General features: G+C 43.0%; 25 protein-coding genes, 2 tRNA genes and 2 pseudogenes. 18 read left to right on the top strand and 11 right to left on the bottom strand.

Annotation, left to right across the window (positions count from 1 at the left end):
- Positions 1-80 precede the first annotated feature (80 nt).
- The 7 genes from BLS65_RS10875 (at position 81) to BLS65_RS10905 (ending at position 5,496) form a co-directional block, all read left to right on the top strand.
- The gene (locus BLS65_RS10875) at positions 81-1,214 is read left to right on the top strand and encodes a DNA polymerase III subunit (RefSeq protein WP_092438873.1); all 1,134 of its coding nucleotides are present in this window, start codon (positions 81-83) and stop codon (positions 1,212-1,214) included.
- Between the two features lie 161 nt (positions 1,215-1,375).
- Positions 1,376-2,566: a PSP1 domain-containing protein gene (locus tag BLS65_RS10880; protein WP_092438875.1), complete on the top strand. Its 1,191-nt coding sequence runs from the start codon at positions 1,376-1,378 to the stop codon at positions 2,564-2,566.
- Positions 2,541-3,032, top strand: a complete 492-nt coding sequence (locus BLS65_RS10885; RefSeq protein WP_092438877.1) for a gliding motility lipoprotein GldH — start codon at positions 2,541-2,543, stop codon at positions 3,030-3,032. The genes BLS65_RS10880 and BLS65_RS10885 overlap by 26 nt, the downstream gene beginning before the upstream one ends.
- Positions 3,033-3,042: 10 nt before the next feature.
- Complete coding sequence (trmB, locus tag BLS65_RS10890; protein ID WP_092438879.1) at positions 3,043-3,759, top strand: tRNA (guanosine(46)-N7)-methyltransferase TrmB; 717 nt, start codon at positions 3,043-3,045, stop codon at positions 3,757-3,759.
- Positions 3,707-4,072, top strand: coding sequence for an MGMT family protein (locus BLS65_RS10895; RefSeq protein WP_092438881.1), 366 nt, complete (start codon positions 3,707-3,709; stop codon positions 4,070-4,072). The genes trmB and BLS65_RS10895 overlap by 53 nt, the downstream gene beginning before the upstream one ends.
- A 52-nt stretch (positions 4,073-4,124) precedes the next feature.
- Positions 4,125-5,234, top strand: a complete 1,110-nt coding sequence (locus tag BLS65_RS10900; protein WP_092438883.1) for an Mrp/NBP35 family ATP-binding protein — start codon at positions 4,125-4,127, stop codon at positions 5,232-5,234.
- Between the two features lie 10 nt (positions 5,235-5,244).
- The gene (locus BLS65_RS10905; protein WP_212590538.1) at positions 5,245-5,496 is read left to right on the top strand and encodes a NifU family protein; all 252 of its coding nucleotides are present in this window, start codon (positions 5,245-5,247) and stop codon (positions 5,494-5,496) included.
- 104 nt (positions 5,497-5,600) lie between these two features.
- Here BLS65_RS10905 and BLS65_RS10910 read toward each other — a convergent pair whose 3' ends face one another.
- From BLS65_RS10910 to panC, 6 genes are all read right to left on the bottom strand, one after another.
- The gene (locus tag BLS65_RS10910; RefSeq protein WP_092438885.1) at positions 5,601-6,854 is read right to left on the bottom strand and encodes an NAD(P)/FAD-dependent oxidoreductase; all 1,254 of its coding nucleotides are present in this window, start codon (positions 6,852-6,854) and stop codon (positions 5,601-5,603) included.
- Between the two features lie 102 nt (positions 6,855-6,956).
- Positions 6,957-8,327 carry a DNA repair protein RadA gene (gene radA / locus BLS65_RS10915; protein WP_092438887.1) on the bottom strand — a complete coding sequence of 457 codons (1,371 nt, stop codon included), beginning with the start codon at positions 8,325-8,327 and terminating at the stop codon, positions 6,957-6,959.
- 52 nt (positions 8,328-8,379) lie between these two features.
- Positions 8,380-8,868, bottom strand: a complete 489-nt coding sequence (gene rfaE2, locus BLS65_RS10920; protein WP_092438889.1) for a D-glycero-beta-D-manno-heptose 1-phosphate adenylyltransferase — start codon at positions 8,866-8,868, stop codon at positions 8,380-8,382.
- A 5-nt stretch (positions 8,869-8,873) separates the two neighbouring features.
- Positions 8,874-9,887: a lysylphosphatidylglycerol synthase transmembrane domain-containing protein gene (locus tag BLS65_RS10925; protein WP_125869845.1), complete on the bottom strand. Its 1,014-nt coding sequence runs from the start codon at positions 9,885-9,887 to the stop codon at positions 8,874-8,876.
- Between the two features lie 5 nt (positions 9,888-9,892).
- Complete coding sequence (gene panD, locus BLS65_RS10930) at positions 9,893-10,243, bottom strand: aspartate 1-decarboxylase (protein ID WP_092438893.1); 351 nt, start codon at positions 10,241-10,243, stop codon at positions 9,893-9,895.
- Positions 10,244-10,249: 6 nt separating this feature from the next.
- Positions 10,250-11,098: a pantoate--beta-alanine ligase gene (gene panC / locus BLS65_RS10935; RefSeq protein WP_092438895.1), complete on the bottom strand. Its 849-nt coding sequence runs from the start codon at positions 11,096-11,098 to the stop codon at positions 10,250-10,252.
- 243 nt (positions 11,099-11,341) lie between these two features.
- Here panC and BLS65_RS10940 point away from each other — a divergent pair, with 243 nt between their 5' ends.
- From BLS65_RS10940 to glmS, 3 genes are read left to right on the top strand one after another with little or no spacing between them, the layout of a single operon-like run.
- A complete protein-coding gene (locus BLS65_RS10940) occupies positions 11,342-12,175 on the top strand; it encodes a glycogen/starch synthase (protein ID WP_092438897.1) in 834 nt (277 codons plus the stop codon).
- A gap of 16 nt (positions 12,176-12,191) precedes the next feature.
- Positions 12,192-13,562, top strand: a complete 1,371-nt coding sequence (locus BLS65_RS10945; RefSeq protein WP_170830085.1) for a DUF4270 family protein — start codon at positions 12,192-12,194, stop codon at positions 13,560-13,562.
- Positions 13,563-15,398: a glutamine--fructose-6-phosphate transaminase (isomerizing) gene (gene glmS / locus BLS65_RS10950; protein ID WP_092438901.1), complete on the top strand. Its 1,836-nt coding sequence runs from the start codon at positions 13,563-13,565 to the stop codon at positions 15,396-15,398. It begins immediately after the preceding gene.
- A 44-nt stretch (positions 15,399-15,442) separates the two neighbouring features.
- On the opposite strand, the gene galE is transcribed toward glmS, so the two are convergent.
- Positions 15,443-16,480, bottom strand: a complete 1,038-nt coding sequence (galE, locus tag BLS65_RS10955) for a UDP-glucose 4-epimerase GalE (RefSeq protein WP_092438903.1) — start codon at positions 16,478-16,480, stop codon at positions 15,443-15,445.
- Between the two features lie 122 nt (positions 16,481-16,602).
- On the opposite strand from galE, the gene BLS65_RS10960 reads away from it, so the two are divergent.
- The 4 genes from BLS65_RS10960 to cysK all read left to right on the top strand — a co-directional run bounded on the left by BLS65_RS10960 (position 16,603) and on the right by cysK (position 20,245).
- Positions 16,603-16,675, top strand: a tRNA-Lys gene (locus tag BLS65_RS10960).
- Positions 16,676-16,774: 99 nt separating this feature from the next.
- Positions 16,775-18,304, top strand: a complete 1,530-nt coding sequence (gltX, locus tag BLS65_RS10965; protein WP_092438905.1) for a glutamate--tRNA ligase — start codon at positions 16,775-16,777, stop codon at positions 18,302-18,304.
- A 187-nt stretch (positions 18,305-18,491) separates the two neighbouring features.
- Positions 18,492-19,301, top strand: coding sequence for a serine O-acetyltransferase EpsC (gene epsC / locus BLS65_RS10970; RefSeq protein WP_092438907.1), 810 nt, complete (start codon positions 18,492-18,494; stop codon positions 19,299-19,301).
- A gap of 38 nt (positions 19,302-19,339) precedes the next feature.
- Positions 19,340-20,245 (top strand): cysteine synthase A, encoded by a 906-nt coding sequence (gene cysK / locus BLS65_RS10975; protein ID WP_092438909.1) that lies wholly within the window; start codon positions 19,340-19,342, stop codon positions 20,243-20,245.
- A 62-nt stretch (positions 20,246-20,307) separates the two neighbouring features.
- On the opposite strand, the gene BLS65_RS10980 is transcribed toward cysK, so the two are convergent.
- Positions 20,308-22,008, bottom strand: coding sequence for a glutamine--tRNA ligase/YqeY domain fusion protein (locus BLS65_RS10980; RefSeq protein ID WP_092438911.1), 1,701 nt, complete (start codon positions 22,006-22,008; stop codon positions 20,308-20,310).
- Positions 22,009-22,204: 196 nt separating this feature from the next.
- On the opposite strand from BLS65_RS10980, the gene folB reads away from it, so the two are divergent.
- From folB to BLS65_RS10995, 3 genes are all read left to right on the top strand, one after another.
- Positions 22,205-22,555: a dihydroneopterin aldolase gene (folB, locus tag BLS65_RS10985; protein WP_092438913.1), complete on the top strand. Its 351-nt coding sequence runs from the start codon at positions 22,205-22,207 to the stop codon at positions 22,553-22,555.
- Positions 22,556-22,593: 38 nt separating this feature from the next.
- A complete protein-coding gene (locus BLS65_RS19045; protein WP_170830086.1) occupies positions 22,594-22,776 on the top strand; it encodes a cysteine-rich CWC family protein in 183 nt (60 codons plus the stop codon).
- Between the two features lie 22 nt (positions 22,777-22,798).
- A tRNA-Cys gene (locus BLS65_RS10995) sits at positions 22,799-22,872 on the top strand.
- A gap of 37 nt (positions 22,873-22,909) precedes the next feature.
- Here the strand turns inward: BLS65_RS10995 and BLS65_RS11000 are convergent.
- The 3 genes and pseudogenes from BLS65_RS11000 to BLS65_RS18915 all read right to left on the bottom strand — a co-directional run.
- Complete coding sequence (locus tag BLS65_RS11000; RefSeq protein ID WP_092438917.1) at positions 22,910-25,258, bottom strand: polysaccharide biosynthesis tyrosine autokinase; 2,349 nt, start codon at positions 25,256-25,258, stop codon at positions 22,910-22,912.
- Positions 25,255-25,617: a polysaccharide biosynthesis/export family protein gene (locus BLS65_RS18910; protein ID WP_262507987.1), complete on the bottom strand. Its 363-nt coding sequence runs from the start codon at positions 25,615-25,617 to the stop codon at positions 25,255-25,257. The genes BLS65_RS11000 and BLS65_RS18910 overlap by 4 nt, the downstream gene beginning before the upstream one ends.
- Before the next feature lie 6 nt (positions 25,618-25,623).
- Positions 25,624-25,872, bottom strand: a pseudogene (locus tag BLS65_RS18915) (polysaccharide biosynthesis/export family protein); the annotation flags it as partial.
- A 137-nt stretch (positions 25,873-26,009) separates the two neighbouring features.
- On the opposite strand from BLS65_RS18915, the pseudogene BLS65_RS11010 reads away from it, so the two are divergent.
- Positions 26,010-26,213 (top strand): annotated as a pseudogene (locus tag BLS65_RS11010) (hypothetical protein); the annotation flags it as partial.

Consider the following 26,213-nt stretch of genomic DNA (forward strand, 5'->3'; position numbering starts at 1 on the left):
TCGTTTCCGCTGAAGCGGGACTTTTTTTTTGCTACCTTTGAACGCTAGTGATGATTCTCGTAAAACAAAAATAAGCAATAATGTTTTTTAGCGAAGTAGTTGGACAGGAGCAGATAAAAAAGCACCTACTTGCAACCGTTAAGGAGGGTAGAATTCCACATGCTCAACTCTTTTTAGGGCAAGAGGGTTCAGGGAATTTGGCTTTAGCCCTTGCCTATGCCCAGCTAGTTGCATGTGAAAACCCAGGGGAAAATGACTCTTGTGGGATTTGCCATTCTTGCAAAAAGTATCAAAAGTTGATTCATCCCGATCTCCATTTTGCCTTTCCGGTAAATACCAGCAAGGACGGAGAGAAGGATCCCGTTAGCGATCATTTTATTGCAAAATGGCGTGAGTTGGTGCTTAAATCGCCCTACTTTAGTGAAGGTAAGTGGTACGAGCACATAGGAATAGAGAATAAGCAAGGGAATATAAGCAAGAACGAGGCTTCAGAGATTATCAAGAAGTTGCGATTAAAATCCTTTGAGTCCGAATATAAGGTGGTGATTATTTGGCTTCCCGAAAGAATGAATGAGGTGTCGGCGAATAAGCTGCTAAAGCTGGTTGAGGAGCCACCTGAGAAGACAATATTCCTGCTGGTCTCGGAAAATTCCGAGCGAATAATTAAAACGATCCTCTCCAGAACGCAGCTGGTAAACGTTCCATTGATTGAGCGCAGTGATCTTGCATCGGCACTTGCATTGAAGTTTGGTCTTGACGCCCAGCAAGCGGGCTCAATTGCCCGTATTTCCAATGGAAATTATACCCTGGCACAGCAGTTGGCGGTGGAGGGTGTTCAGAGCGAGGGGTGGTTTGATGCCTTTCAGCAGTTGATGAGGTTGTCCTACAAGAAGGATGTCCTCTCACTAATGGAGTGGGCCGAGGAGATGGCCGGTTTAGGAAGAGAGAGACAAAAAAGTTTTCTCGAGTATGCGCAAAAGCTTACCCGCGATAGTTTAATGGTAAATATGGGTGCCAAGGATGTTTCCTTTCCCGGAAAAAACGAGGAGGCTTTTATTCAGAACTTTGCACCGTTTATATACGATACCGTGGCAGCATCCCTATACCGAGAGTTGAATCTCGCTTATTTGCAGATAGGTCAGAATGGTAATGGAAAAATTATTTTTACCGATTTGGTTCTGAAGGCTGTAAAGTTAATAAACGCCAAAAAATAATTACTTTTGCAAATTGCAGCGGATTAGTGTATGTTAGAATCATCGTTCAATAAGTTTTTTTTTTGCACAAAGCCTAAGCAACGATCTGTACCTTAGCGGAAAATTCAGTTAAGTCCGATGGGTATTTTAATATATAGCAACGTATTTCAGGAGATTTTCAAATGACAAAACCATATAGTTCCGATTGCTGCCGAGGATGCGGCTATACCGAAAATGAGATTGGAGAGCTTGTAAGCACGCAAAAAGAGGGTTGTCACAAGTTGGCTATTCACGATTGGCTGAAGGATTTACCGGAAACGGGGAAGGAGTTCGACGTGGTAGAGGTTCGCTTTAAGAATACGCGAAAGGCATTCTATCGCAACGCTAACGAACTAAATTTGGAGCAAGGCGATATCGTAGCAGTGGAGGCATCTCCGGGTCACGATATTGGAATTGTTTCGCTCACAGGTGAACTTGTTCGTTTTCAGGCTTTAAAGTTTGGTGCAGATATGAGTGCACCTGATTTAAAAAAGGTATACCGCAAGGCAAAGGTCTTGGATATGCAAAAATGGGAAGAAGCCGTTGGGCTCGAGCACATTACGATGATCCGTTCGCGACAAATTGCCAATAGGCTTAAGTTGAATATGAAAATTGGTGATGTGGAATATCAAGGAGATAGAACAAAAGCTATCTTCTACTACATTGCCGACGAGCGTGTCGATTTTCGGGAACTCATTAAGTTATTGGCTGAGGAGTTTAAGGTTAGGATTGAGATGCGCCAAATTGGTGCTCGTCAAGAGGCTGGCCGCATTGGCGGTATTGGTTCTTGTGGACGGGAATTGTGCTGTTCGGCTTGGGTTACCAGCTTCGTATCCGTAACTACCAACTCGGCACGGTACCAAGAAATTTCACTGAATCCTCAAAAATTGGCTGGGCAGTGTGGAAAACTGAAGTGTTGCCTAAACTATGAGTTGGACAACTACCTCGATGCTCAAAAGGACTTTCCTCGGAGCATTATTCCTCTCGAAACGAAGGATGGAACAGCCCACCATGTAAAAACCGATATCTTAAAAAGAGTTATGTGGTTCAGTTTCGATCCACATACCATTGTAAATATTACGGCGGTTCCCGTTGAGAGGGTGAAAGAAATTTTAGCACTAAACAAGAAAGGTGAGAAAGTTGATTTCTTGGTTGAACCGGAATCTACCGAATCCATTGCACAACGGGGGTCGAATGCAGAACCCGATTTTCATAATGTAATAGGGCAGGATAGCATCACCCGTTTCGACACCAACAAGAATCAGCAGAAGAACAGAAAGCACAACCGACCACAAAGAAGACCGATCAATGACAACCGGAAGCCAAACAACTAGCCTACAACTTTTTTTTGCCATCTGTTTTTCGCTGACACTATTCGCTTGCGATAGGAACATGGTTTATGAGAAAATTGAAGATGTTCCGGGAAGCGAATGGAACGCTACAGCCCCAATTGACTTTGTAGTTCCAGTTGATGATACTCTCACCGTGCAGAATATCTTAATAACTATTCGCAATAGCAGCAGTTACAAATACAGCAATCTGTTTCTGTTTGTTACCACCACTTCGCCTTCTGGCGCATCGGTGTGTGATACGGTTGAGGTTCCGATGGCCGACGATAAAGGAAGATGGTATGGGAAAGGTTTTTCGCATTCCTACGATTCGCGAATGCCCTATAAGTTGATGATAAAGTTTCCGTTGAAGGGCGATTATAAGATTTCACTCCTTCAAGGAATGCGGGAAGAAACCCTTAGCGGTATTGAGAAGGTGGGGATTAGAGTTGAACAATCGAAGATTAAATAGATAGAATAACGTGGGTAAGAATAAGCTTAGCAAGTTTAAGGAGAATCTGACATTCAAAAATTTAGTACAACCTGTTTTTGATGACGTGTTCAGGAATGATCATGAGCTAAAAGGGAAATGGCACACCAACATGTTTGGGAATAGCAATCCCATTGTGCTCGAACTGGGTTGTGGTAAGGGTGAGTATACAGTAGGTCTTTCGCGCCACTTTAAGGATAAGAACTTTTTGGGAATTGACATTAAAGGTGCTCGGTTATGGCGTGGTGTCAAGACTACCACAGAGGAGAACCTATCTAATGCTGCGTTTCTACGCACCAGAATAGAGGTAATTAAGTCATTCTTTTCATGTGAAGAAGTTTCGGAAATTTGGATCACCTTCCCCGATCCACAGTTAAAAACAGGAAGAATTAAAAAACGGCTAACTTCCAGTGAGTTTCTCAACAATTACCGCAACTTCCTAAAGGCGGGGGGAATTGTTCATCTCAAGACCGACAACGTAAATTTACATAGGTATACTAAAGCTTTGGCCCAGGAGAATGGGCTTGAAATATTACTTGCAACCGAAGACCTCTACGGAACGGTGAGTGACGATCCTATCCTTGGAATTAGAACATACTATGAATTAATGTTCTTAGAGAAGGGGATGACAATAACCTACTTAAGGTTTAAAATTGATGGAACCAAACCCATTGAAGAGCCAATCCATTTCGAAGAGCAACTTCTTTGAGCGTGTGTATGAGGTAACTCTGCTTATTCCAGAAGGAAGGGTGACTTCGTATGGTGCAATTGCCCGCTATCTTGGTGCATCTCGATCGGCTCGAATGGTGGGATGGGCCCTTAATGGGAGCCATACAAAACCCAATTTTATTCCTGCACACCGAGTAGTTAACCGTGTAGGTTTGCTAACCGGGCAACACCATTTTCCAGGTTGCGACACTATGCAACAGATGCTAGAAGCCGAAGGAGTGTTGGTTGAGAATAGTAAGGTGATTGATTATCAAAAGCATTTTTGGGATCCGGCAACAGAACTATTGTTGTAGGGTTTCTAAAACATATTGGGACAATATTGGTTACTAGTGAAAATTGCAGTCGATGAAATTTGATGAAAATAACGTAAATTCCATTTTGTCTAAGGTGATACATCCTGAATTTGGGAAGGATGTTATAACGCTTGGCATGATTGAATCTCTCAAGGTTGAGGAGAGTAAAATATCCTTTAGCCTTGTTTTCAAGAAAGTGAAAGATCCCTTTGCCGGTGGTATTAAGAAGCAGTGTGAAACGGTTCTTAAGGAAGCATTCGGCGCGGTTATAACAGTGAGCATTCTTGAGCTGGTAAGAGCACAGGAACCGAAGACAAAACCAGAGAAAGATGCAACTGGAATACAAAACATTAAAAATATTATTGCCATTGCCTCCGGAAAAGGTGGTGTTGGGAAGTCAACAATAGCATCCAATTTGGCAGTAACCCTTGCTCGCATGGGGTATAAGGTTGGATTGCTCGATGCCGATGTGTATGGACCTTCTATGCCGAAAATGTTTAACCTAGAAGGCTCAAAACCAAGCATGAGCATGGTTGATGGGCATGAGTTAATCAATCCGGTCGAAAGCCATGGCGTTAAAGTCTTGTCGGTGGGTTTCTTTGTCGATCCCAACGAAGCAACAATTTGGCGCGGACCAATGGCAACAAGTGCTCTTAGGCAGCTTCTGCTTCAGGGTAACTGGGGCGAATTAGATTTTTTAATGCTCGATCTTCCTCCTGGAACCGGAGATATTCACCTTACCATCGTTCAAGAATCTGCTGTTACGGGAGCCGTAATTGTGAGCACGCCACAGGATGTTGCTTTGGCCGATGCGGTTAAGGGAATTAGTATGTTTACTACAAAAGGGATCAATGTTCCTATCTTGGGATTGGTTGAGAATATGGCCTGGTTTACCCCCGAAGAATTGCCCAACAACAAGTATTATATATTTGGCAAGGATGGCTGCAAGAACCTAGCTGCGAAAATGAATATTCCTTTACTTGGTCAAATACCGTTGGTGCAAGGAATACGTGAGGGTGGTGACTCTGGATCGCCAATTGCCACGCAAAGCACGCTATCAGCGGAGGCTTTTTATTTGCTTGCTCAGCGTTTTCTCGAACAGGTAGAACTTCGAAATAAGAACATGGAACCCACCAGAAGGGTAGAAATAAAAACGCAATAATCTTAAACATATGGCCGATCTTAAACAGATTACAGAGAGAGTACAAGCCGCAATTAATATTGTTCGTCCATACTTACAGAATGATGGTGGCGACATTAGCCTAATTGAAGTTACTGAGGATATGGTAGCAAAGGTTAAGTTGTTGGGTGCATGTGGAACTTGTCCATACAGCTTAATGACTCTAAAAAACGGTGTGGAGCAGGCAATACGCCGCGATGTTCCCGAGATTAAGGAGGTTGTTGCGGTTAATGAAGATATGTAACCTACCCAATTCAGTTGAGGTTTATTATTGTGAGTTAGGTATTTGATGTAAATAGGAGGGCAATTTGAATTTCAGATTGCCCTCCTATTTTTATACCTGCCATGTTACGCTTCTTTTAAAATTTCCTCACCAAGCATATATCCATGTGCCGTGGCGTAAATAATGGATCGAGTAACTCCCGAACAATCACCAATTACTTTTAGGTGTGGGTAAAGTTGGTTGTTCAACTTGTTTGAGTAAAATTTGATTTCGGGAGCGTAAATGAGGTTGTCGTTGTTGGCTACACCGGGAATAACATTTTCCAGATGCTCAATGAAATCAATAATGCTCTCCATTATTCGGCGTGGGAAAGCTAAATTAATATCCCCCAAAATATAGTTCTCTTCGGGCAGCGTTGGCTGAACTCGATATAGATTCTTTGTCCGTTTAGAATCCTTAAAGTGGCTGTATGTCTGGAGAATTACCCTGTTTTCGCCAGCGAGCAGATTCGATAGTTTGGCAATGTAGGAGCCATAGCCAATCGGATCGTTGAAGGGCTCGGTTAGAACGAGGGTAGTGAGGATTGCAAAGTTGGTGTTGTTGCTCTTATCGTGTATTTTCGCATGGCCATTTACGGTGGTGAAGTCACCGTAGTTCTCCGTTACCACATACCCCGACGGGTTATTGCAAAATGTTCGAACTACATAGCCCGTTTTGCTCTTGTAGCGAACCTTAAACTCATACATTTCCTTATTTAGATCGGCCACAATGTGGTTTGGCAGCTCTAGTCGAACTCCTAAATCAACCTTCGTGTTATCGAGTATTAGGTCGGGGTATTTGTTTATCATCTTATTTATGAGCGCATGCCCGCTCCGCCCAACCGCAACAACGGCGAGGTCGAAATCACCAACCTGATTGATCTGAGTACGGTCATCCATAATCGTAATATCATCGATGGGATGGCTAAAATGGAAATGAATGTTCTTGTATTTCTTAAAGTCTTCGAATATATTGTATAAGACTGTTTTAAGTTGATCGGTTCCAATATGGTAGAAGTCGGAACTGATGGGTTGGAACCCTTCACGGTAGAATTGATTGAAGTAGGTTTTATTCTTAAACGAGGAACCCGTTTCTACTAGTTTGCTATCGGTATGGCTGAGGTAGTAATCGACTAGTAACTTCTGTAAACCTAGGTCAATTTCCATATCTCCGCCCATCTCAGACGATACAAAGAGTTTTCCATCGGCCCGCATGCCCGATATGCTGGAGGAATAGATGTCCTTACTTTTTTCGAAGACATGAATCTCGTGCTTAGAGTTTTTGATCCGTTCAATAAACCCAATGGCGCCTGCGCCAAAACCGACAACAGCAATCTTCATAAGTTATTTGTTTTTGGGGATAATCACATAAATTCAGCTAGTCGTTATATGACAATACATTGGCACTAATTAGTAAGAATATCATTTTCTCTAATATTGTTTTTACTCTACGGATTGTTTTGTAAAAAGGTATTTAACAAGATGTTCCACACGGTTTACGCTAATAATTTTGGTGGATGATTCTATTGGAGGCATGTTTTTCACATTTCCTGAAACGAATACGCGCTTAAAGCCCAATTTGGCCGCTTCGTTGATTCGTTGATCGAGTCGATTCACGGGGCGAATTTCTCCTGAAAGGCCTACTTCTCCCGAAAAGCAGCAGTCATCGGGAAGTGGAATATCAAGACTAGAGGAGAGCACTGCTGCAATTACCGCAAGATCGATGGCGGGATCGATAACCTTAATTCCTCCGGCAATATTCAAAAAAACATCTTTTGTTGCAAGCTTAAAGCCAACTCGTTTTTCGAGCACGGCAAGCAGCATGTTGAGGCGGCGAATATCAAATCCGGTAGTTGATCGCTGGGGCGTGCCATAGGCAGCAGTGCTTACCAGTGCCTGAATTTCGATAAGGAACGGTCGTATCCCATCAATCGTTGCAGCGATGGCTACTCCGCTGAGGGATTCATTCCGATGCGAGATGAGTATTTCGGAGGGATTCTCCACCTCTCGTAGGCCAGTTCCCATCATCTCAAAGATGCCCAGTTCGGCTGTAGATCCAAATCGGTTTTTGTGGGCTCGAATGATTCGGTAAACGAAGTTATTATCGCCTTCGAACTGGAGGACTACATCAACAATATGCTCGAGGACTTTTGGTCCAGCAAGGGTTCCGTCTTTGGTAATGTGCCCAATGATAAAAATTGGGGTTCCCGTTTCCTTGGCGTATTTTAGAAGTTGAGCTGCCGATTCCCTGATCTGTGAAACACTTCCGGGTGAGGACTCCACCCTTTCGGTGTATAGTGTCTGGATTGAGTCGATAATAATCAACTCTGGGTTCATCGATTGGGCATGCTTGAGAATATTTTCAAGCAAGGTCTCGCTTAATATGTAGCAGTTGGGGTTTTTCCCTGCTAGCCTATCAGCGCGTAACTTTATCTGTTCGGCGCTCTCTTCGCCCGATACGTAAAGCACTTTCAGCTGTGTATCGAGGGCTATTTGAAGGGTCAAGGTTGATTTGCCAATCCCAGGTTCGCCTCCGAGTAGGATTACGGAGCCTGGAACCAAGCCGCCTCCCAGTATTCTATTGAACTCTCCCGATTGAAGCTGTATTCTACGGTGAGCTTGAGGGGCAATTTCGCTTACGAGTATTGGTTTTGCCGGCGCCGACAGAGATGGCAATATTGTTCTACTATCTTTTTGAAGAACAGGTTCTTCAACGTAGGTGTTCCACTCTCCGCAGGAGGGGCAGCGGCCTATCCATTTAGGCGAATCTACCCCGCAGTTTTGGCATACATATGCAGTTTTGTTCTTGGCCATGGGTTTGAATTAACACCCCAAGGTAGACAAAAAGTAGCAATGCAGGAAGATATTATTTGTTAAGCTTATTTATTATTGAGGTGGTGGAAAAACCTTCAACAAACTCAATGGTTACAACGCTACCCCCGCGTTGGGTTACAATATCGTAGCCAACAATATCTTCGTGCTTGTAGTCGGCACCTTTTACCAAAATATCGGGTTGGGTGGCCTTGATAAGCTCGTAGGGTGTATCCTCGTCGAACAACACCACTGCACTTACAAATTCAAGAGATGCGAGCACAAGAGCGCGAGTGTATTCATCCTGTATCGGCCTACTCTCGCCTTTAATTCTCTTTACGGAACTATCACTGTTTAGCCCAATTACCATTACTTTCCCTAGGTCAGCAGCCTTAGATAGGTATTCAATATGACCACGATGAAGAATGTCGAAGCAACCATTGGTGAATACAACCGGTTGCTCCTTTAGGTTCCAGTAAGCCCTTTTACAAGCTAAGCCTTCCAGCGAAACAATTTTACTTTTTATATGCTCTAAGTATTCCATCGATGTTACTCTTTAGTTGTTTTTTGCTTTCGAACCGAAAACACGATAATGTAGAATCCTATGATACCGAGGATTACGGCAAATAAAGCTTGTGATTCATGGGAGAGTGTGGCTACAATTAGGCCATTTTCCCATGATATACCATATAGGCCTAGTGCTAAGGCAAGCATTAAGTGAAAGGAGCCAAATCCGCCTTGAACCGGAGCGGCCATTCCAATGCTCCCTGCTGCCAGTAAGAATAACCCGTCCAACGGCCCCAGACTACCTGTCTCTGGAATTGCAAAAACGATTAACCAGGACATCAGCCAGTAGGAGACCCATAATACCAAGGTGGAGAATAGAAACGCTTTTCTCCTTTTCATTTGGTATCCGGTTTTTAACCCAACAATAACGCCCACTGCCGCTTTCTTTATTTTTAAAACAGGAGTGCTATGCTTAAACTTTTCTCGAAGCAGAAATCCAAAAACAACTAGGCCGAGAAGGATTAAACCTGAAAAAATATAGTATTCAGTTGGTATGTTTATATTATTGCCAATACTTTTCGATAGTGGGACAATCAGGTGTTGGCTAAAGAAATTTCCAAATAGGCTAATCTTCGATATAGCTACAACTAAAATGAGAATAATGAGTGTGAAAATATCAAACGCTCTTTCTACAATAACTGTTCCCACCAATGAATCGAAGGGGATTTTATCGCTTTTATGTAGCATGGCGCATCTAGTTACCTCTCCCAATCTAGGAAAGGCAATGTTTGCAAGATATCCAACAAGGACAGCGCTGGTGGTATGCAAAAGTCTAGGTTTATAGCCAAGTGACTCAATGAGCAAATTCCATCGGTATGCCCGGCTTATGTATGCAGCAACTCCAAGCATCACAGTAACGCCGACCCAATAGTAGTTGGCCGTTTTCAACCCATCCCAGAGTTTGGCGAGGGGCATATCCTTGAAGGCGAAGTATAGTAGCGCAACCCCTATTGATAGAAACAGTAGGTATTTTAAGGTTGTAGATATATGTTTCAAGCAGGCTAGATTAATTTATTGGTTTGAGTATCTGGAAAGATTACCGTTGGCTTGAAATACTTAGCCTCCTCAAAATCCATGGATGCATATGAAATGATTATCACCACGTCGCCCTCAACGCACTTTCTTGCCGCAGGACCGTTAAGGCAAATCTGCCCCGATCCTCGTTCTCCTTTAATCACGTATGTCTCCAGCCGCTCACCGTTGTTGATATTAACAATCTGAACCTTTTCGTTTTCGATAAGGTTAGCGGCCATCATCAAATCCTCATCAATGGTTACACTCCCGATATAGTGCAAGTTAGCTTCCGTTACGGTAACCATGTGCAATTTTGATTTCAAAACTTCAATTCTCATCTTGAGTTATTTTGAGTCAAACTTAATATTGTCAATTAGCCTAATATTTCCAGCTTTTACGGTGATACATCCTATCGTATCATCGCCTAGGTGCCATGTCGTAATGGGTTCGAGTGTTTTAAAATTTACTATTTCGAAGTATTCTACCTCTAACAGTGGATTTGAATTAATTTGCTCTACCACCCATTTTTTTAACTCGATTACGCCCACCTCACCCTTTTTACGCTTGGCTTCAGAAAGAGTTTTTGCAATCAGCGGGGCACTTTTTCGATGCTCAGGCGTTAGCAGTAGGTTGCGTGAACTTAAGGCTAATCCATCTGATTCTCTAATAATTGGACAGGAAACAATGTTCACGGACTGCCCCGTGAGATTTACCATTCGCCGGATTACAGCAATCTGCTGAAAATCCTTTTCTCCAAAGTAGGCGGTGTGTGGTTTAACAATTTCGAATAGCCGGTGAACTACCTTGGCTACACCTTGGAAGTGGCCGGGGCGATGCTTTCCCTCCATTATAGTATCTAAAAAACCTAGGTCAAAGGAAGTGGTATCGGCTGTAGGATATACTTCCTTTTCGGTTGGTGCAAAAACCACGTCACAACCAACTGACCGAAGAAGGTTAAGGTCCTCCTCCAGATTTCGGGGATAATTCTTCAGATCATTGGGATCGTTGAACTGGGCTGGATTAACAAAGATGCTTACAACGCAAACATCGTTTTCGGCGACACACCGAGTCACAAGAGACACATGCCCCTCGTGCAGTGCACCCATGGAGGGAACAAAGCCTATTTTTTTGTCAGCCTTGACAAGTTCATTCAGGTAGCTCTGTAAGTCAACAACTTTCTCAAAAACCCTCATTCTGTAGTGTTTTTTGTGACTGCAGCAATTTCTTTTATTGAGTTTGCTGTAGGTTTAATCTTTTTCAAGGCAGCAAAGTTAGCTATTCCTTTTAATAGAGCTATTCCATATGGCATGTTATTTCGGTATCGTTTTTGTTGCTTTTAGGTAATGCAAGAAATCGTTTTGTAATCAATACCCAAATTTTTTAGTACCTTTGCAGCAACTTGCACGCATATTACCCAAAAGATAAGCATCACCAGAATGAAAAACGCTAGGGTTCTTTTCATTTCACAGGAGATTACACCTTATCTACCTGAGAGTGAATTATCAGTTATAGGTCGATATCTTCCACAGGGGATTCAGGATAAGGGGAAGGAAATCAGAACATTCATGCCTCGCTTTGGAAGCATAAATGAACGGAGAAACCAACTCCACGAAGTGATCCGATTGTCAGGTATGAATTTGATAATCAGCGATACTGATCACCCCTTAATTATTAAGGTTGCATCCATCCAATCGGCTAGGATGCAGGTTTACTTTATCGACAATGAGGATTATTTTCATCGGAAGAATACCGTAATGGAGGACGATGGTACCTACTTTGCCGACAACGATGAGCGAATGATCTTTTTTGCACGAGGAGTGCTGGAGACAGTTCGCAAACTGCGCTGGGTTCCGGACATTGTGCACTGTCACGGTTGGTTTACCGCCGCCGCCCCATTGTACGTTAAAAAAGCATTTAAGGAGGATCCCATTTTTTCTCATTCCAAGGTGGTTTACTCTGTTTATAACGACGAATATCCTGAAACGCTTGCCGCTGGCTTTAAGTCGAAATTGCTTACGGAAGGGGTTAAGGGTAAGGATCTGGAGTTAGCCGTAAATAGCACATGGGAGAATATCACCAAGTTAGCTCTGCAGTACTCCGATGCCGCCATTATTGGATCACAAACAATAAATCCAAACATTTCCAGTTTTCTTGAGCAGTACAACAAACCCGTTTTAGGATTTGAAGGTACGGATACATACCTGGATGCGTATTCAAACTTTTACGACGAATTAATCAACACAAAAAGTCATGGCTCAACAAAAAAATAGCTATAAAAAGAATATAATGCGCTCACTTTTAGCAGCACTATTTATCTCAACAATCGCCGTAGTAGGATGTACCGACGATCAATCTACAGTAGGAAGTGGGTTTATTCCTGAAGGTAGTAGACTTAATGTGATAGTTGATACTATCAAGAATATTGATGCGTACACGGTTACTCAAGATTCAATTCTCACAGGCAACTTTATTGCTGGGCCAATTGGGTCAATGACTAATCCTTTTCTAGGAAAGACAACTACCACTTTGGCTACTGAGTTGTATGCTTACTACATTGATACAAATCTATTTCGGAAAGAAAATAAGCGTGTGCTGGATTCAGTTATCATTATTTTAGATGTGACAAATAATGTAGGTCTCAAAGGAAAACCTGTAAGCGTATCTCTACACGAACTGACAAAGAATCTAGACACACTAAAGACCTACTATTCGAATAGTGAGATAAGTGATTTCAACTCCAATGCAGTAGTATCGTTTACGCTTACAAAAAAAGAACAGAAAAGAATCGCTTTGATTCCAGGAAAAGATCTTATTGCAGAAAGAATCGGGAATGCTTTGATTAATACTTCACGAGACACAATGGTGAATACAGGCTTGTTTCGGAATAAATTCAAGGGTTTTTTCCTTCGTGTAGATCCGGCCGAATCGGGGGCGTTCTATTTTTTAAACTTATCGTCAACTAATTCGCAAATCCTCGTTAAGTATCATGTTACCACTATAAAGGATGGAGTGGAGAAAGCAAATGAGGCCTCCCTTCCATTTTACTTTTTTAACAAAAAAGGCTTTTCTCAACGATTTATCTCCATAAAGAAGGATGACACAACGGCGGATCCTATCCTTAAGCCAACATATACAGTTGATGCGCTGAATAATAAGACTGTGGTATACAGTAGTTCAATGGGTGGAGCAATAACTTTAATCGACCTAAAACGATTACTTGATTGGAAGAAGGACGTGTTCAAGGATACTGCTTTCATTATTAGCCGAGCTGAATTGGTAGTTGAGTACGAGAGTTCTACTCAAACCGAATCGGATAGGATTCCCTCAAAACTCGGTGTTTTCACAAAGAGTAGCGATGGAAACTATATGCCAATATTTGATTTAAAGCTTGAGTCAGATAAGTCTCTCGTAGGAACATATGGGGGATTATTTCAAAAGGGGAGAATGAGTTACTCGACAAATATTACTCGGCATCTCCAATCAGTGTTAAGCAAGTTGGATGTTTCGAGCAAAATTTATTTAATTCCGCTTGCTGTAGGTCAGGTACCAGTTAATGAGAATACTAGTTTCTTTGAAGATTATATTTATGGTGCTTTTAAAAACACTAGTTCGTCACCAATAAAAGTTGTAATTACTTATTCAAAAATAAAGAAATAGATGTGTGGTATCGTTGCTTACATAGGGAATAAGCAAGCTTTTCCCATTATTATAAGTGGCCTTAAGCGGCTTGAGTATCGCGGTTACGATTCAGCTGGTATCGCGCTTTTTAACGAAGGCGTTAAGGTATATAAATGCAAGGGGAAGGTTAGCGATTTAGAAGTTCACACAACCGGTGAGGATGTTTCCGGAACATTGGGGATTGGCCATACTCGATGGGCTACCCACGGTGAACCAAACGATGTGAATGCACATCCACATACCTCGCAAAGGGGCTACGTTACGCTAATTCATAATGGTATTATTGAGAACTACGGAGAACTTCGTAGAAAACTTGAGAGGCGTGGTTATGAGTTTAAAAGTGAAACAGACACAGAGGTACTGGTAAACCTAATCGAGTATATTTACCTAAAAGGTGATGTTTCCTGCGAAATTGCTGTACGCTTGGCACTTTCAAAAGTGATTGGAGCATTCGGCCTTGCCATAATTTTCAACGAAGATCCCGATCTATTGATCGGTGCACGTAGGGGAAGTCCTCTCGTTATTGGTGTGGGTAATAAAGAGTATTTCCTTGCTTCCGATGCAACGCCAATCATTGAGCATACCAACAGCGTTATATTCATGAACGATGATGATGTTGCCGTGATTCGTAGGGGGGAATTAACCCTTAAGACAATCGACAATAATCTTCTTGAACCCGAAATACAGACTATTGATCTCGATATTGAAGAGATTGAAAAGGGTGGATTCGATCATTTTATGCTAAAGGAGATATTCGAACAACCTCGTTCGATAAAGGATACTTTTAGAGGCAGACTCTCTGCCGATCTAAATGATATTCATCTTGGTGGTTTATACAGTGTATTGCCACGGCTCGTTGAGGCAAAACGTATTATTCTAATCGGCTGTGGAACATCTTGGCACGCTGCTTTACTGGGTGAATACCTCATCGAAGAGTTGGCGCGTATACCTGTTGAGGTAGAGTATGCATCTGAGTTTCGCTATAGAAACCCAGTGATTTATCCGGATGATGTAGTCATTGCCATTAGTCAGAGTGGAGAAACCGCCGACACGCTTGCCGCTATTAAGCTGGCAAAGAGTAGAGGTGCCATGGTGTTGGGTATTTGCAATGTTGTTGGATCGAGCATACCTCGAGAAACCCATGCAGGGGTATACACTCATGCTGGTCCTGAGATTGGGGTTGCTTCCACCAAGGCATTTACTGCTCAGGTTACTGTTTTAACGATGATAGCCATTCTTCTTGGCAAGCACAGGAAAACGGTTACGAACGAGTTGGCGACTACGCTTATAAACGAGTTGGGATCGATACCTGCCAAGATAGAACGAATTCTAGAATCGAATAGCAAGATAGAGGCGATTGCTCGTCTTTTTAAAGACTCTACCAATTTTCTCTATCTGGGCCGAGGATACTTTTTCCCAGTTGCGCTTGAGGGTGCTTTGAAACTTAAGGAGATATCTTATATTCACGCGGAGGGTTATCCCGCTGCTGAGATGAAGCATGGTCCAATTGCGCTTATCGACGATAAGATGCCGGTAGTCGTAATTGCCGCAAAGGATAGTTCATACGACAAAGTCGTAAGTAATATTCAGGAAGTAAAGGCTCGTAAAGGAATTGTGATTGCCATTGTTTCGGAGGGCGATACAACGATAAAAGGAATGGCCGATTATACCATTGAAATTCCCGAGGTTCATGAGACCATGGAGGGATTGCTCGCCGTAGTTCCACTACAACTGCTCTCTTACCATATTGCCCTAATGAGGGGGTGTAATGTCGATCAACCAAGGAACCTTGCAAAATCGGTTACAGTAGAATAGAAAAAGGCCCCATTTGGGGCCTTTTTTATTTCATAAAGGTGAGACTATTGTGTAATATTTACCTTGGATCTATACCTTTTCTCCCACTCCCACGCACTTCGCATGGTGTCCTCAATGGTTTCCTTGGCACTCCACCCCAACTCTTTATTTGCAAAGGCCGTATCGGCCCAAACTTTCTCGATATCGCCAGCGCGACGATCTACAATACTGTAGGGTAACTTTACGCCCGTAGCGTTTTCAAATGCCTTGATAACTTCCAATACGGAGAGCCCTGTTCCGGTTCCGAGGTTGAATACTTCCACGGCTTTTTTTCCCTTATTTGTTAAAAGACGGTCTACTGCAATAACGTGGGCCTTGGCAAGGTCTACCACGTTTATATAGTCCCTTACTGGAGTTCCGTCGGGGGTATTATAATCGTTTCCAAACACCTTCAGCTCACTTCTTAGCCCATATGCTGTTTGTGTTACAAATGGGATAAGGTTATTTGGAACGCCAAGAGGTAGCTCACCGATTTCAGCCGAGGGGTGCGCACCAATAGGATTGAAGTAGCGTAGAGCTATGGCCTTAATCTCGGGATAGGCTGCAACGGTGTCGACGATTATGTCTTCTGCAATTTGTTTGGTATTCCCATAGGGCGATTCTGCTTTTTTCATTGGTGCTTGCTCGGTAACCGGAAGCACGTCGGGCTGTCCATATACTGTGCAAGACGAGGAGAATACGATACCTCCGCCTGCATGGGTTTTAATACACTCCAGCAGGTTGATGAGGGAAAGGAGATTATTTCTGTAGTAAAGTAGTGGTTTTTCAACTGATTCGCCGACTGCCTTAGAGGCTGCAAAGTGGATGGATGCAGCAATTTCGGGATGACGGTCGAAAATTGAGGTCATCTCGCTCATGTTGCTGCAATCATTCTGATAGAATATTGGGCGTTTTCCACATATCTTCTCAATTCCATCGAGCGAATCGGTAGTGGAATTCGATAAATTATCAACTACGATAACATTGTAGTTTTTCTGTAGTAGTTCAACAACTGTATGGGAACCAATATATCCGGTTCCACCAGTAACAAGTATGGTCTGCATTTTTAATTATTTACGTTGCTCAAAGGTGAAAAAAAAAAACAGTTTTTGAAAAAATCGAGCCAAATGTTTTTGAGGTTACCACAATTATACTACTTTTGCAACCGCAATAGCGAAAGCGAAAGCGGTTCGTAGCTCAGTTGGTAGAGCACGTGACTCTTAATCATGGGGTCGAGGGTTCGATCCCCTCCGAACCGACAAACGGAAGGCAAATTTTGCCTTCCGTTTTTGTTTTGGAGTAAATCCAAGTTCGCCCAATCGAGTTTCTCATTATATTTGTGTCTAAATCTATAACAAATGAAGCAAAGACGAGTTCGTGTCCGTTTCGCACCTAGCCCAACAGGACCGCTGCACATCGGTGGCGTTCGTACCGCACTTTTCAACTACTTTTTTGCAAAGAAACATGGTGGAGACTTTCTCCTGCGCATTGAGGATACCGATTCGAACCGTTTTGTTCCGGGTGCCGAAGATTATATTGTAAACTCATTGAAGTGGTGCGGGATTCAAATTGACGAGGGTGTTTCGGTTGGAGGTCCACATGCCCCTTACCGTCAGAGCGAGCGCAGAGATATTTATAAGAAGTATGCCGATCAGTTGGTTGCCGGTGGCTTTGCTTACTACGCCTTCGATACACCCGAAGAACTCGATGCCATTCGTGCTAAGTTTGAGGCCGAAGGGAAGACGTTTACCTATAATTTTGAAATTAGAACACAGCTGAACACTTCGTTGGTATTGCCCGCTGAGGAGGTTCAGAGTCGCATAAACACGGGTCAAGGCTGGGTTATTCGTTTTAAAATGCCCGAAAACGAGGAGGTCGAAATGCATGACCTAATTCGCGACAGGGTAGTAGTGAACTCTTCAACGCTCGACGATAAGGTGCTGTTCAAAAGTGCCGACATGTTACCAACGTACCACCTTGCCAATGTGGTGGATGACTATCTGATGGAAATTAGCCACGTGATTCGTGGGGAAGAATGGTTACCTTCACTTCCTCTTCATGTGCTTTTGTATCGGGCCTTTGGATGGACGGAGGTTATGCCACTCTTCTCCCATCTACCGCTTTTGCTTAAGCCAACAGGTAATGGAAAGCTCAGCAAGCGCGATGGTGATAAGTTAGGCTTTCCTGTTTTTCCCCTATTTTGGAAGGCGGAAAACGGTGAAACTGCCCGCGGGTATCGTGAAGACGGTTACTTTCCAGAGGCATTTGTAAACTTGCTGGCCTTTTTGGGCTGGAATCCTGGCACCGAGCAGGAACTGTTTACAATGGATGAGCTTATTCAGCTTTTCTCCCTCGAAAGAGTAAATAAGTCTGGCGCTCGCTTCGATCCTGAAAAGGCAAAGTGGTTCAATCAGCAGTATCTTCGCATGAAGTCCGATGCCGAATTGGCTACTCTTTATATGCCAATACTAGAGGAAAAAGGTATATCGGTTCAGACCGAGTATGTTGAGAGCGTTGTTGCACTGGTTAAGGATCGTGCTACTTTCATGTCTGATTTTTGGCCTTCGTCGAGTTATTTCTTTGTAGCTCCGGATTCCTACGACGAAAAGGTGGTTGCAAAATTCTGGAAAGAAAACATCCCTGCACTAATATCCGAACTTCGCGAGAGAGTTGCAATCATTGCACCATTCTCGCAGGAAAACATCGATAAGGTGGTACACGAATGGGTGGCTGAGAAACAAGTTCCCATGGGACAGGTGATGAACAATTTTAGGCTTTGCCTTGTTGGTGCTAGCATGGGTCCCGGAGTAGCTCAAATTGCGGCTCTTATCGGTAAGGAGGAAACCCTTAAGCGTCTCGACGCAGGAATTAAGAATATTAAAGCGTAATATAAAATGTTGGTTAATAAAGGTTTTATGCATCTCTGTTGTATCTGTTGTTGGTTGCCAACATCAGTAGGAGGGGGCATGTCCTATGTTAATCGCATAGAAGCATGATTTAAAATCTTTACACTATAAGAAATGTAAAGCCCTTCCGATTCGGAAGGGCTTTTTTTATGCAATTAAGCTACACACTATGACTATGTTTTTTAACGCCGACAATAAATCAGGAAGAATTGCAAAGGAGGATGTTCGTGATTTTCTTGAGCAGGCAACAAACAGTTTGTATCCATCGCGGTGCGGCAGAGTATATCGAATATACAGCCAAGCTACCCTCAGGCGTAAACTCATCAAGTTGCTGGAGCCATTGGCTTCGCGGATGGATAATTCAATTGATGTGGTGAGTAGGGCTTTTTTTATGCGAGTCCCTTTTCTTAAGGTAGATATGGATGATGATGCCAAATCTATTGCCGAGAACGATCCTGCTGCTAGCGGAATTGCGGAGGTTATTTTAGCTTACCCGGGTTTTTATGCCATAATGGTTTATCGACTAGCTCACGAACTATTTAAACTGGGTGTTCCGATGTTGCCACGCATGATTACCGAACAGGCCCACTCAGCTACCGGAATCGATATTCACCCTGGTGCTATTATTGGAAAATCGTTTTTTATCGATCATGGAACCGGAATCGTGATTGGGGAGACTGCTATTATTGGCAATCGGGTGAAACTTTACCAAGGAGTTACTATTGGCGCGCTAAATGTATCAAAGGCAATGGCCGCCGTAAAGCGTCACCCAACCATTGAGGACGACGTGGTAATTTACGCAGGCGCCACTATTCTTGGTGGCTCAACCAAGATTGGGCACGACAGTATTATTGGTGGAAATGTTTGGTTAACCGAGAGTATTCCGCCATCCTCACTCGTTTATCATAAGAGTGAAGTTCGGATTCGCCAGAGAGCAGTATCCCCGGAACAACAATTCGTGCTAGATTATTCAATCTAATTTAAGATTTTAACAATCAAAGAAGTAAAATAATAGATATGAAAGCAAATACAATTCTCGATTTGGTGGGTAATACACCACACCTTCAAGTCTCAAAACTCTTTCCGAATTCCGAAGTGTGGGTAAAGATTGAACGAGGTAATCCGGCCGGAAGCATCAAGGATAGGATTGCGTTAGCCATGGTTCGGGATGCCGAAAAGCAAGGTATACTACGCCCCGATTCGGTAATTGTTGAGCCTACTTCGGGTAATACAGGTATTGCCTTGGCAATGGTAGGCGCAGCCCTTGGCTACAAGGTTCTCCTTGTCATGCCCGAATCAATGTCCATTGAGCGGCGAAGGTTAATGGCAGCCTACGGTGCCGAGCTGGTGCTTACTCCTCGCGAAAAGGGAATGAAGGGTTCAATCGAAAAGGCTCAAGAATTGGTTGGCGAAACGCCAGGTGCCTGGATGCCTATGCAGTTTGAGAATGTTGCAAACCCGGCAATTCATGCCGCAACCACGGCGAAGGAGATATTGGTCGACTTTCCTGAAGGATTCGACTATTTGATTACTGGCGTTGGAACAGGTGGTCACATTTCAGGGGTGTCCAAGGTTTTGAAGGAGCATTTCCCCAACATTAAGGTGGTGGCCGTAGAACCATCTGATTCTCCTGTAATCAGTGGTGGAAATCCTGGCCCTCACGCAATTCAAGGAATAGGGGCAGGTTTTGTTCCTAAAAATTATGATGGCGCACTTATCGATCGCGTAATTTCTATCTCCAAAGATGATGCCTTCGAAATGGTAAGAAAGGCAGCCCGGGAAGAGGGATTGCTATTGGGTATTTCCTCCGGTGCATCGCTAGCGGCTGTCGGGGAAATTTTATTGGAGCAACCTAATGCCCGCATTATTACTTTCGCCTACGATTCTGGTGAACGCTACTTGAGCGTAGAGGGGCTGTTTTAAGCAAAAAAGCCTCTGCAATTATTTTGCAGAGGCTTTTTTGTCAATATATGCTAATGCCTGATTTACTTGGCAGAAATCTTTGCCCAACTGTCCTTTAGTGTGGTTGTGCGGTTGAATACCGGTTTCCCAGGTTTAGAATCCTTGTCCACGCAAAAGTAGCCAATGCGCTCAAACTGGAACTTTTCCAAGTTTTTTGCTTCTGCAAGGCTGGGCTCAAGATAGCCTGTTACCACCTTCAATGAGTCGGGGTTGAGGTTAATCTTCCAGTCTTGGCCTTCAGGAACATCCTCCGGGTTTTCGCCCAGGAACATGCGATCGAAGAGGCGCACCTCGGCCTTAACAGCATGTTGAGCCGAAACCCAGTGGATGGTTCCTTGAACCTTGCGTCCGTCGGGCGAGTTACCGCCGCGTGATGCTGGGTCGTAGGTACAGTGTACTTCGGTAACTTCACCATTGGCATCCTTCACTACACTTTCGCACTTTATAAAGTAGGCGTAGCGGAGACGTACTTCTTGGCCGGGAGCCAAGCGGAAAAACTTTTTAGGAGGAACCTCCATAAAGTCGTCACGCTCGATGTAGAGTTCGCGGCTAAAGGAAACCTTGCGCTTGCCTGCAGTTTCATCTTCAGGATTATTAATGGCGTCCATCTCTTCAACAAGACCTTCGGGATAGTTGGTAATAACCACTTTGAGCGGATTTAGCACAGCCATGCGGCGCTCGGCCCGTTTGTTGAGGTCTTCGCGTAAGCAAAACTCCAAAAGGGATAGGTCGATAACGTTGTCGCGGCGGGCAATACCCACCTTATCGGCAAATAGACGGATCGATTCAGGTGTATAGCCTCTGCGGCGTAATCCGCCGATGGTAGGCATGCGAGGATCGTCCCATCCGTTAACCAGTCCTGTTTTTACTAGTTCAAGGAGTTTGCGCTTGCTCATTACGGTATTGGTAATGTTGAGGCGAGCAAACTCTATTTGCCTACTTGGGAATATCTCCAACTCCTTAATAAACCACTCATAAAGAGGACGGTGAACTTCAAACTCGAGGGTGCAAATAGAGTGAGTAATTTTTTCGAGAGAGTCGCACTGCCCGTGAGCGTAGTCGTACATGGGGTATATGCACCACTTATCGCCGGTGCGGTGATGGTCGGTGTGTATGATGCGATACATTAATGGATCCCGGAGTAGCATGTTTGGTGAAGTCATATCGCCCTTGAAGCGGAGAACTTTTTCGCCATCCTTAAACTCGCCGTTGCGCATGCGGGTAAACAGATCGAGGTTTTCCTCCACTGAACGGCTACGGAATGGACTCTCTTTTCCTGCTACGTTTACTGTTCCACGGTACTCGCGCATTTGCTCCTGGTTTATGTCATCAACGTAGGCCTTTCCTTTTTTAATAAGCACCACGGCCCATTCGTAAAGCTGTTCAAAGTAGTCGGAAGCGTAGTATTCTGCATCCCACTGAAATCCGAGCCAGTTAACATCTTCCTTGATGGAATCAACATATTCAACATCCTCCTTGGCGGGGTTTGTATCGTCGAAGCGAAGGTTGCATTTTCCACCGTATTTTTTCGCCAATCCAAAGTTGAGGCAAATAGACTTGGCATGGCCAATATGAAGATATCCGTTGGGCTCCGGGGGAAATCTTGTATGTACGCGACCAGCGTGCTTGCCATTTCGAATATCCTCTTCAATAAATTCCTCAATAAAGTTTAGCGAACGTCCTTCAACATTTTCGCTCAATCCTTCGGTGGATGCATCTTTCATGAATATGCTATTTAGTTTGATATCTCATTTCGAAATATGGGTATAACCCGAACCGACAAATTTAAAAGGATTTAGCGAAGGTTATTCCACATCTTCAAAAAAATGTGCACTTGAGTGGTCGAATTTTCTGTTTTTATGCGGATAGGCTTGTTGTTTTTGGATAGCATCCTTTTGTTACCTTTGCAAAAAAAGAAAAATGGGCTTGATTTCAGTTGAAAACATGGAGTTTTACGCCTTCCATGGCTGCTTTGCAGCCGAAGCGATAGTTGGAAATCGTTTTTTAGTAGACCTTTGGATTGAGGAAGATGCATCGAAGTCGGCAGAAACCGATAATATTGATGATGCGGTGAGCTATTTCCATGCTTACCAAATTGTAAAGCAGCAGATGATGATTCGTTCCAATCTGTTGGAAAATGTCGGTCAACGTATTTTGGATGCTCTATATCGAGAGATGATCGGAATAAAGTATGCTAAGGTAAAGGTATCCAAGATGGCCCCTCCTATGGGTGGTCCTATCGAGAGGGTTAGTTTAACCATGGAGCGATAGGGATGGGCGTTATAAAGTTCAAGGAGTGCCCCCGATGTATGCAATTGTTTGACTGCTATTGTCAAAGTGAGTATAAAAAATGCTGGTGCAGCGATGTTCAATTATCAACAGAGCTGCTGGTCTACTTAAAATCTAGCTATCAAAACTGCTTGTGTCCCAACTGCATTAAGGAGTTTTTAGAAAATGGCATTCCAAATCCTTTGGAAGATTCAAAAAAGTAATATCTTTGCACTCCGAATCAATGGTCTCGTGGCCGAGTGGCTAGGCAGAGGTCTGCAAAACCTCGTACAGCGGTTCGAATCCGCTCGAGACCTCCAAATGAAGAACGCTCCCTACCAGGAGCGTTTTTTTATTTTAGTTCTTTCCGAAAAACTTTTTGAATCGACTTTTCTTTTTCTCACCATAGGCATATCCATAATGGTAACCGTAACCATAATATCCATATCCAAATGAGCGCAAGGTAACATCGTTGGCAACGATCGATATCTTCTTAATCCCTTTTTGAGTCAGGTCGTAGAGCGTTTGCTTAATCAGGCGAATGCGGCTAGTACGGTAGCGCACCACAAATAGAATATGGTCGGAAAAGGATGCCAGCACTAGTGGATCGGCAACGAGACCAACTGGAGGTGAATCCACAATAATGATGTCGTATTGGTTGCGAAGCGACTTGAACATCTCCTCTGCCTTTGCTGAGTCAATTAGCTCCGTCGGATTAGGAGGTATTGGTCCCGATGGTATGAGATCAAGGTTGGCGAATTTTGTTTTAAGAATAATACTTTCAAACGTAGAAACTCCGCTCAGAAAACTACTAAGGCCTTCATTATTCTCTATGCCAAAATTACTAAAGTCTGCAGGTTTCCGTAAATCAAGGTGAACCAAGAGCGTTTTCTTGTTTGCAAGCGCAAAGCTGGCAGCAAGGTTTTTGGAGATAAAACTTTTCCCTTCACCCGAAACGGACGAGGTGACAAGAATAACTTTTGTTCCGCCCTCAACCATCAAAAAGCGCAAATTTGTTCGAAGTCCCCTAAAAGAATCTGCTATGCGAGAGTTAAGATTTTCGTTTAGAATAAATGCAATTTCATCGGTATGAACAACATCTCCGGCATGGGGATACTGAGAAATCTTGGCAAGTTGTTGTGCATCTTCCAGCTTGTTTACCAGTTCATACTTTAAGAAAATTAGTCCTGCCGGGATGGCTAACCCAAGAAACAGGGCAATCAGGAAGTTGAATTTTCCGTTAGGACTTACTTTCACTACCTGTTCAAGGCTCGGAGGATCAAGTATTTCGTTCTCCGGAAAGTTTGATGCTGCTGATATTTGCAACTCCGATCGCTTTGTAAGCAAAAACGTGTATATCTCATCGTTTAATTTAAACTTTCGTTGAAACGATAATAGTTCACGCTCCTTTTCAGGTATGCTGGATACAATAACTTGGTATCGGGTAAGTCGTTCTTCCAAGTTTTTTAATGAAATATTTGTCGAGTATATAAGTCCATCCAGGGTTTCCACAATATTTCTTCGTCCTGATTCAATTTTCTTATCAATAGCACTGGTCAAAGGGTTATCCTTTTTTGAGTTGATTTGAATCTCAGCCCTTTCGGAGTATAGAAGCATTAAGTCGAGAACCAACTTGTTGAGTAACTCGTCGTTTATACCGATGGAGGAAGGTACAACTAACTTTTGGAGGTCTTCGTTTAGGGTTATTTGTTTCTTTAGGTATTCGAAGTAGTTCAGATTTACCTTTACAAAAGCCTTCTCTTTTTCTATTGTTCCAAGTGTCTCGTAGGCTTTTTGGGTTTCAATGCTGAGGTTGGTAGCCTGATTCTTACGGCGGAATGTTTCAAGGCTTTTCTCCGAAACTGCTAACGAGTCGGATACTATCTCTAGCTGATTTTCGATAAATTTAATAGTGTTTACAGCTATTAAGTTTTTCTTTACAACCTCTCTTTCTAAATACGAGGTAGTAAGAGAATTAAGGTAGTCTACTGCGCGTTGAGGTGATGGATCTTGAAACGATAATTTTATTACCGTAGAGTATTTATCTTCAGTAAAATCGATATTTGAGAAGTAGTTAGCGAGTGCTGCAGGTGAATTAAAAACAACTTGGTATTTTGTTTTCTCCTTAATTGTGCCTACAATGCTTGTGAACCTCAGGTTTAGTAAGTTTGGTAGTATAACTTCCTGTCCAATTGTTCCCTTTAAAGTAATTGCCTCGAGGTTTTTTGCTTTGTCTGAATTGGAGTATAGCTCAATGGAGCCATTCACTCCAACTGTTAGCGTAAACGTTCTGTTGTATAGGCGTGGATCAAGTGAAATAATCTCTGTTCTGAACGGTGGTGGGTATAATAATTTGTTAGTAAACCCATTCGATTCCATCCAAGTAGCTTCGAGAGGAAGATTCTTTGTTGCTAGGTTAATTAAGGCGTATGATTGGAGAATTTGAATTTGGTTTTTCACCTTAAAGGTGCTAGTCATAATACCGCCTCCTAGTAGCGAAAGAGGATCCATAAAAGAGGATCCTTGTTCGCTAACCAAAATCTTGGCATTTACCTTATATAACGGAGTAATTAACTTGTTTGCAGTAAATGCAGCAGGTAGCGCAAGTGCAAGGCTAATCACGAACCAATACCAGTGCCTCGCCAGAATATTTATCAGCTGGCTGAGGTCAAGTGTTTCCTCCAGTATGGTATCCTTATTTATCATCTAAGGAGGATACTTACTATAAGAAGAATGGTTGTTGCTGACGAGAATGCTATTGCAGTAAAGTTAGAACCATCGATGTTTGATTTTGCTTTAAGAGGCTCAATATAAATCATATCGTTGGGCATAAGGTAGTAGTAGTCCGAAGCAAGAATGTTTCTGTCGGTGAGGTCGAGCGGGATAACCTCCGATCCGCTATCTGTTTGGCGTACCAACGTAACCTTTTTACCGTTACCGAAATTTTTCATGCCACCGGCCAAGCCGAGTGCCTGGAAAAGGTTGATTTGTTCCTTGTCGATGGTAAAAGAACCGGGACTGTTAACCTCACCAAGAACGGTTACCTTAAAGTTTACCAACTTCAATACTACCGTCGTTTCCTTGAAATACTCGTTTAGTGTTTTTTGTATTTGGTTTTTTGCTTCCTCTAGCGTAAGTCCTTCCACCAAGAGTTTGTTGATGAACGATATGTGTATGTAGCCTTCTTCGTCTACGGTAAAGCTGTTGAGGAACATATAGGTAGGATTCACCAAACTTGGCAGGTCCGATTGAAAGAACTTAGCCGTTTTTTCATCTACACTAAATATTTTAATGTAAAGGTTATCCCCTTTATGAATTTTGTAGGATGACTTTCCCTTATTACCTTATATCCGCAACATAAAAGCATAAAATAATCGGGAACCCCTGTAATAATAATCATCACAAGGCTTTCCCGATTAAAATATTTTCACCTACTTAGGTGAAAACATCGTAGCGGATGAAAATTACATATTCTAGCGACACCATCAACTCTTTTGGCGGAATAAATTTTGCAGACAAAATTATCCGGGAGGCCTCTATTTACGACACCATAGACCAAACGCTTGGCATTCGGGGAGTTAAGGCACAGTATTCCTACAGTGATTTGTTTCGATCCTACCTCATGCTGGTTTTATGCGGCGGCGAATGCGCCGAGGATATT

Origin of the sequence: Williamwhitmania taraxaci, from assembly GCF_900096565.1 — a bacterium.
In the GTDB taxonomy this organism is placed as follows: Bacteria; Bacteroidota; Bacteroidia; order Bacteroidales; family Williamwhitmaniaceae; genus Williamwhitmania; species Williamwhitmania taraxaci.

What these genes read in the sequence shown, in the direction of transcription:
- BLS65_RS10875 (WP_092438873.1), top strand. Translation starts at nt 81, where the DNA reads ATGTTTTTTAGCGAAGTAGTTGGACAGGAGCAGATAAAAAAGCACCTA.
- BLS65_RS10880 (WP_092438875.1), top strand. Translation starts at nt 1,376, where the DNA reads ATGACAAAACCATATAGTTCCGATTGCTGCCGAGGATGCGGCTATACC.
- BLS65_RS10885 (WP_092438877.1), top strand. Translation starts at nt 2,541, where the DNA reads ATGACAACCGGAAGCCAAACAACTAGCCTACAACTTTTTTTTGCCATC.
- BLS65_RS10895 (WP_092438881.1), top strand. Translation starts at nt 3,707, where the DNA reads ATGGAACCAAACCCATTGAAGAGCCAATCCATTTCGAAGAGCAACTTC.
- BLS65_RS10900 (WP_092438883.1), top strand. Translation starts at nt 4,125, where the DNA reads ATGAAATTTGATGAAAATAACGTAAATTCCATTTTGTCTAAGGTGATA.
- BLS65_RS10905 (WP_212590538.1), top strand. Translation starts at nt 5,245, where the DNA reads ATGGCCGATCTTAAACAGATTACAGAGAGAGTACAAGCCGCAATTAAT.
- BLS65_RS10910 (WP_092438885.1), bottom strand. Translation starts at nt 6,854, where the DNA reads ATGAAGATTGCTGTTGTCGGTTTTGGCGCAGGCGCCATTGGGTTTATT.
- radA (WP_092438887.1), bottom strand. Translation starts at nt 8,327, where the DNA reads ATGGCCAAGAACAAAACTGCATATGTATGCCAAAACTGCGGGGTAGAT.
- rfaE2 (WP_092438889.1), bottom strand. Translation starts at nt 8,868, where the DNA reads ATGGAATACTTAGAGCATATAAAAAGTAAAATTGTTTCGCTGGAAGGC.
- panD (WP_092438893.1), bottom strand. Translation starts at nt 10,243, where the DNA reads ATGAGAATTGAAGTTTTGAAATCAAAATTGCACATGGTTACCGTAACG.
- panC (WP_092438895.1), bottom strand. Translation starts at nt 11,098, where the DNA reads ATGAGGGTTTTTGAGAAAGTTGTTGACTTACAGAGCTACCTGAATGAA.
- BLS65_RS10940 (WP_092438897.1), top strand. Translation starts at nt 11,342, where the DNA reads ATGAAAAACGCTAGGGTTCTTTTCATTTCACAGGAGATTACACCTTAT.
- BLS65_RS10945 (WP_170830085.1), top strand. Translation starts at nt 12,192, where the DNA reads ATGCGCTCACTTTTAGCAGCACTATTTATCTCAACAATCGCCGTAGTA.
- glmS (WP_092438901.1), top strand. Translation starts at nt 13,563, where the DNA reads ATGTGTGGTATCGTTGCTTACATAGGGAATAAGCAAGCTTTTCCCATT.
- galE (WP_092438903.1), bottom strand. Translation starts at nt 16,480, where the DNA reads ATGCAGACCATACTTGTTACTGGTGGAACCGGATATATTGGTTCCCAT.
- gltX (WP_092438905.1), top strand. Translation starts at nt 16,775, where the DNA reads ATGAAGCAAAGACGAGTTCGTGTCCGTTTCGCACCTAGCCCAACAGGA.
- epsC (WP_092438907.1), top strand. Translation starts at nt 18,492, where the DNA reads ATGACTATGTTTTTTAACGCCGACAATAAATCAGGAAGAATTGCAAAG.
- cysK (WP_092438909.1), top strand. Translation starts at nt 19,340, where the DNA reads ATGAAAGCAAATACAATTCTCGATTTGGTGGGTAATACACCACACCTT.
- BLS65_RS10980 (WP_092438911.1), bottom strand. Translation starts at nt 22,008, where the DNA reads ATGAAAGATGCATCCACCGAAGGATTGAGCGAAAATGTTGAAGGACGT.
- folB (WP_092438913.1), top strand. Translation starts at nt 22,205, where the DNA reads ATGGGCTTGATTTCAGTTGAAAACATGGAGTTTTACGCCTTCCATGGC.
- BLS65_RS19045 (WP_170830086.1), top strand. Translation starts at nt 22,594, where the DNA reads ATGCAATTGTTTGACTGCTATTGTCAAAGTGAGTATAAAAAATGCTGG.
- BLS65_RS11000 (WP_092438917.1), bottom strand. Translation starts at nt 25,258, where the DNA reads ATGATAAATAAGGATACCATACTGGAGGAAACACTTGACCTCAGCCAG.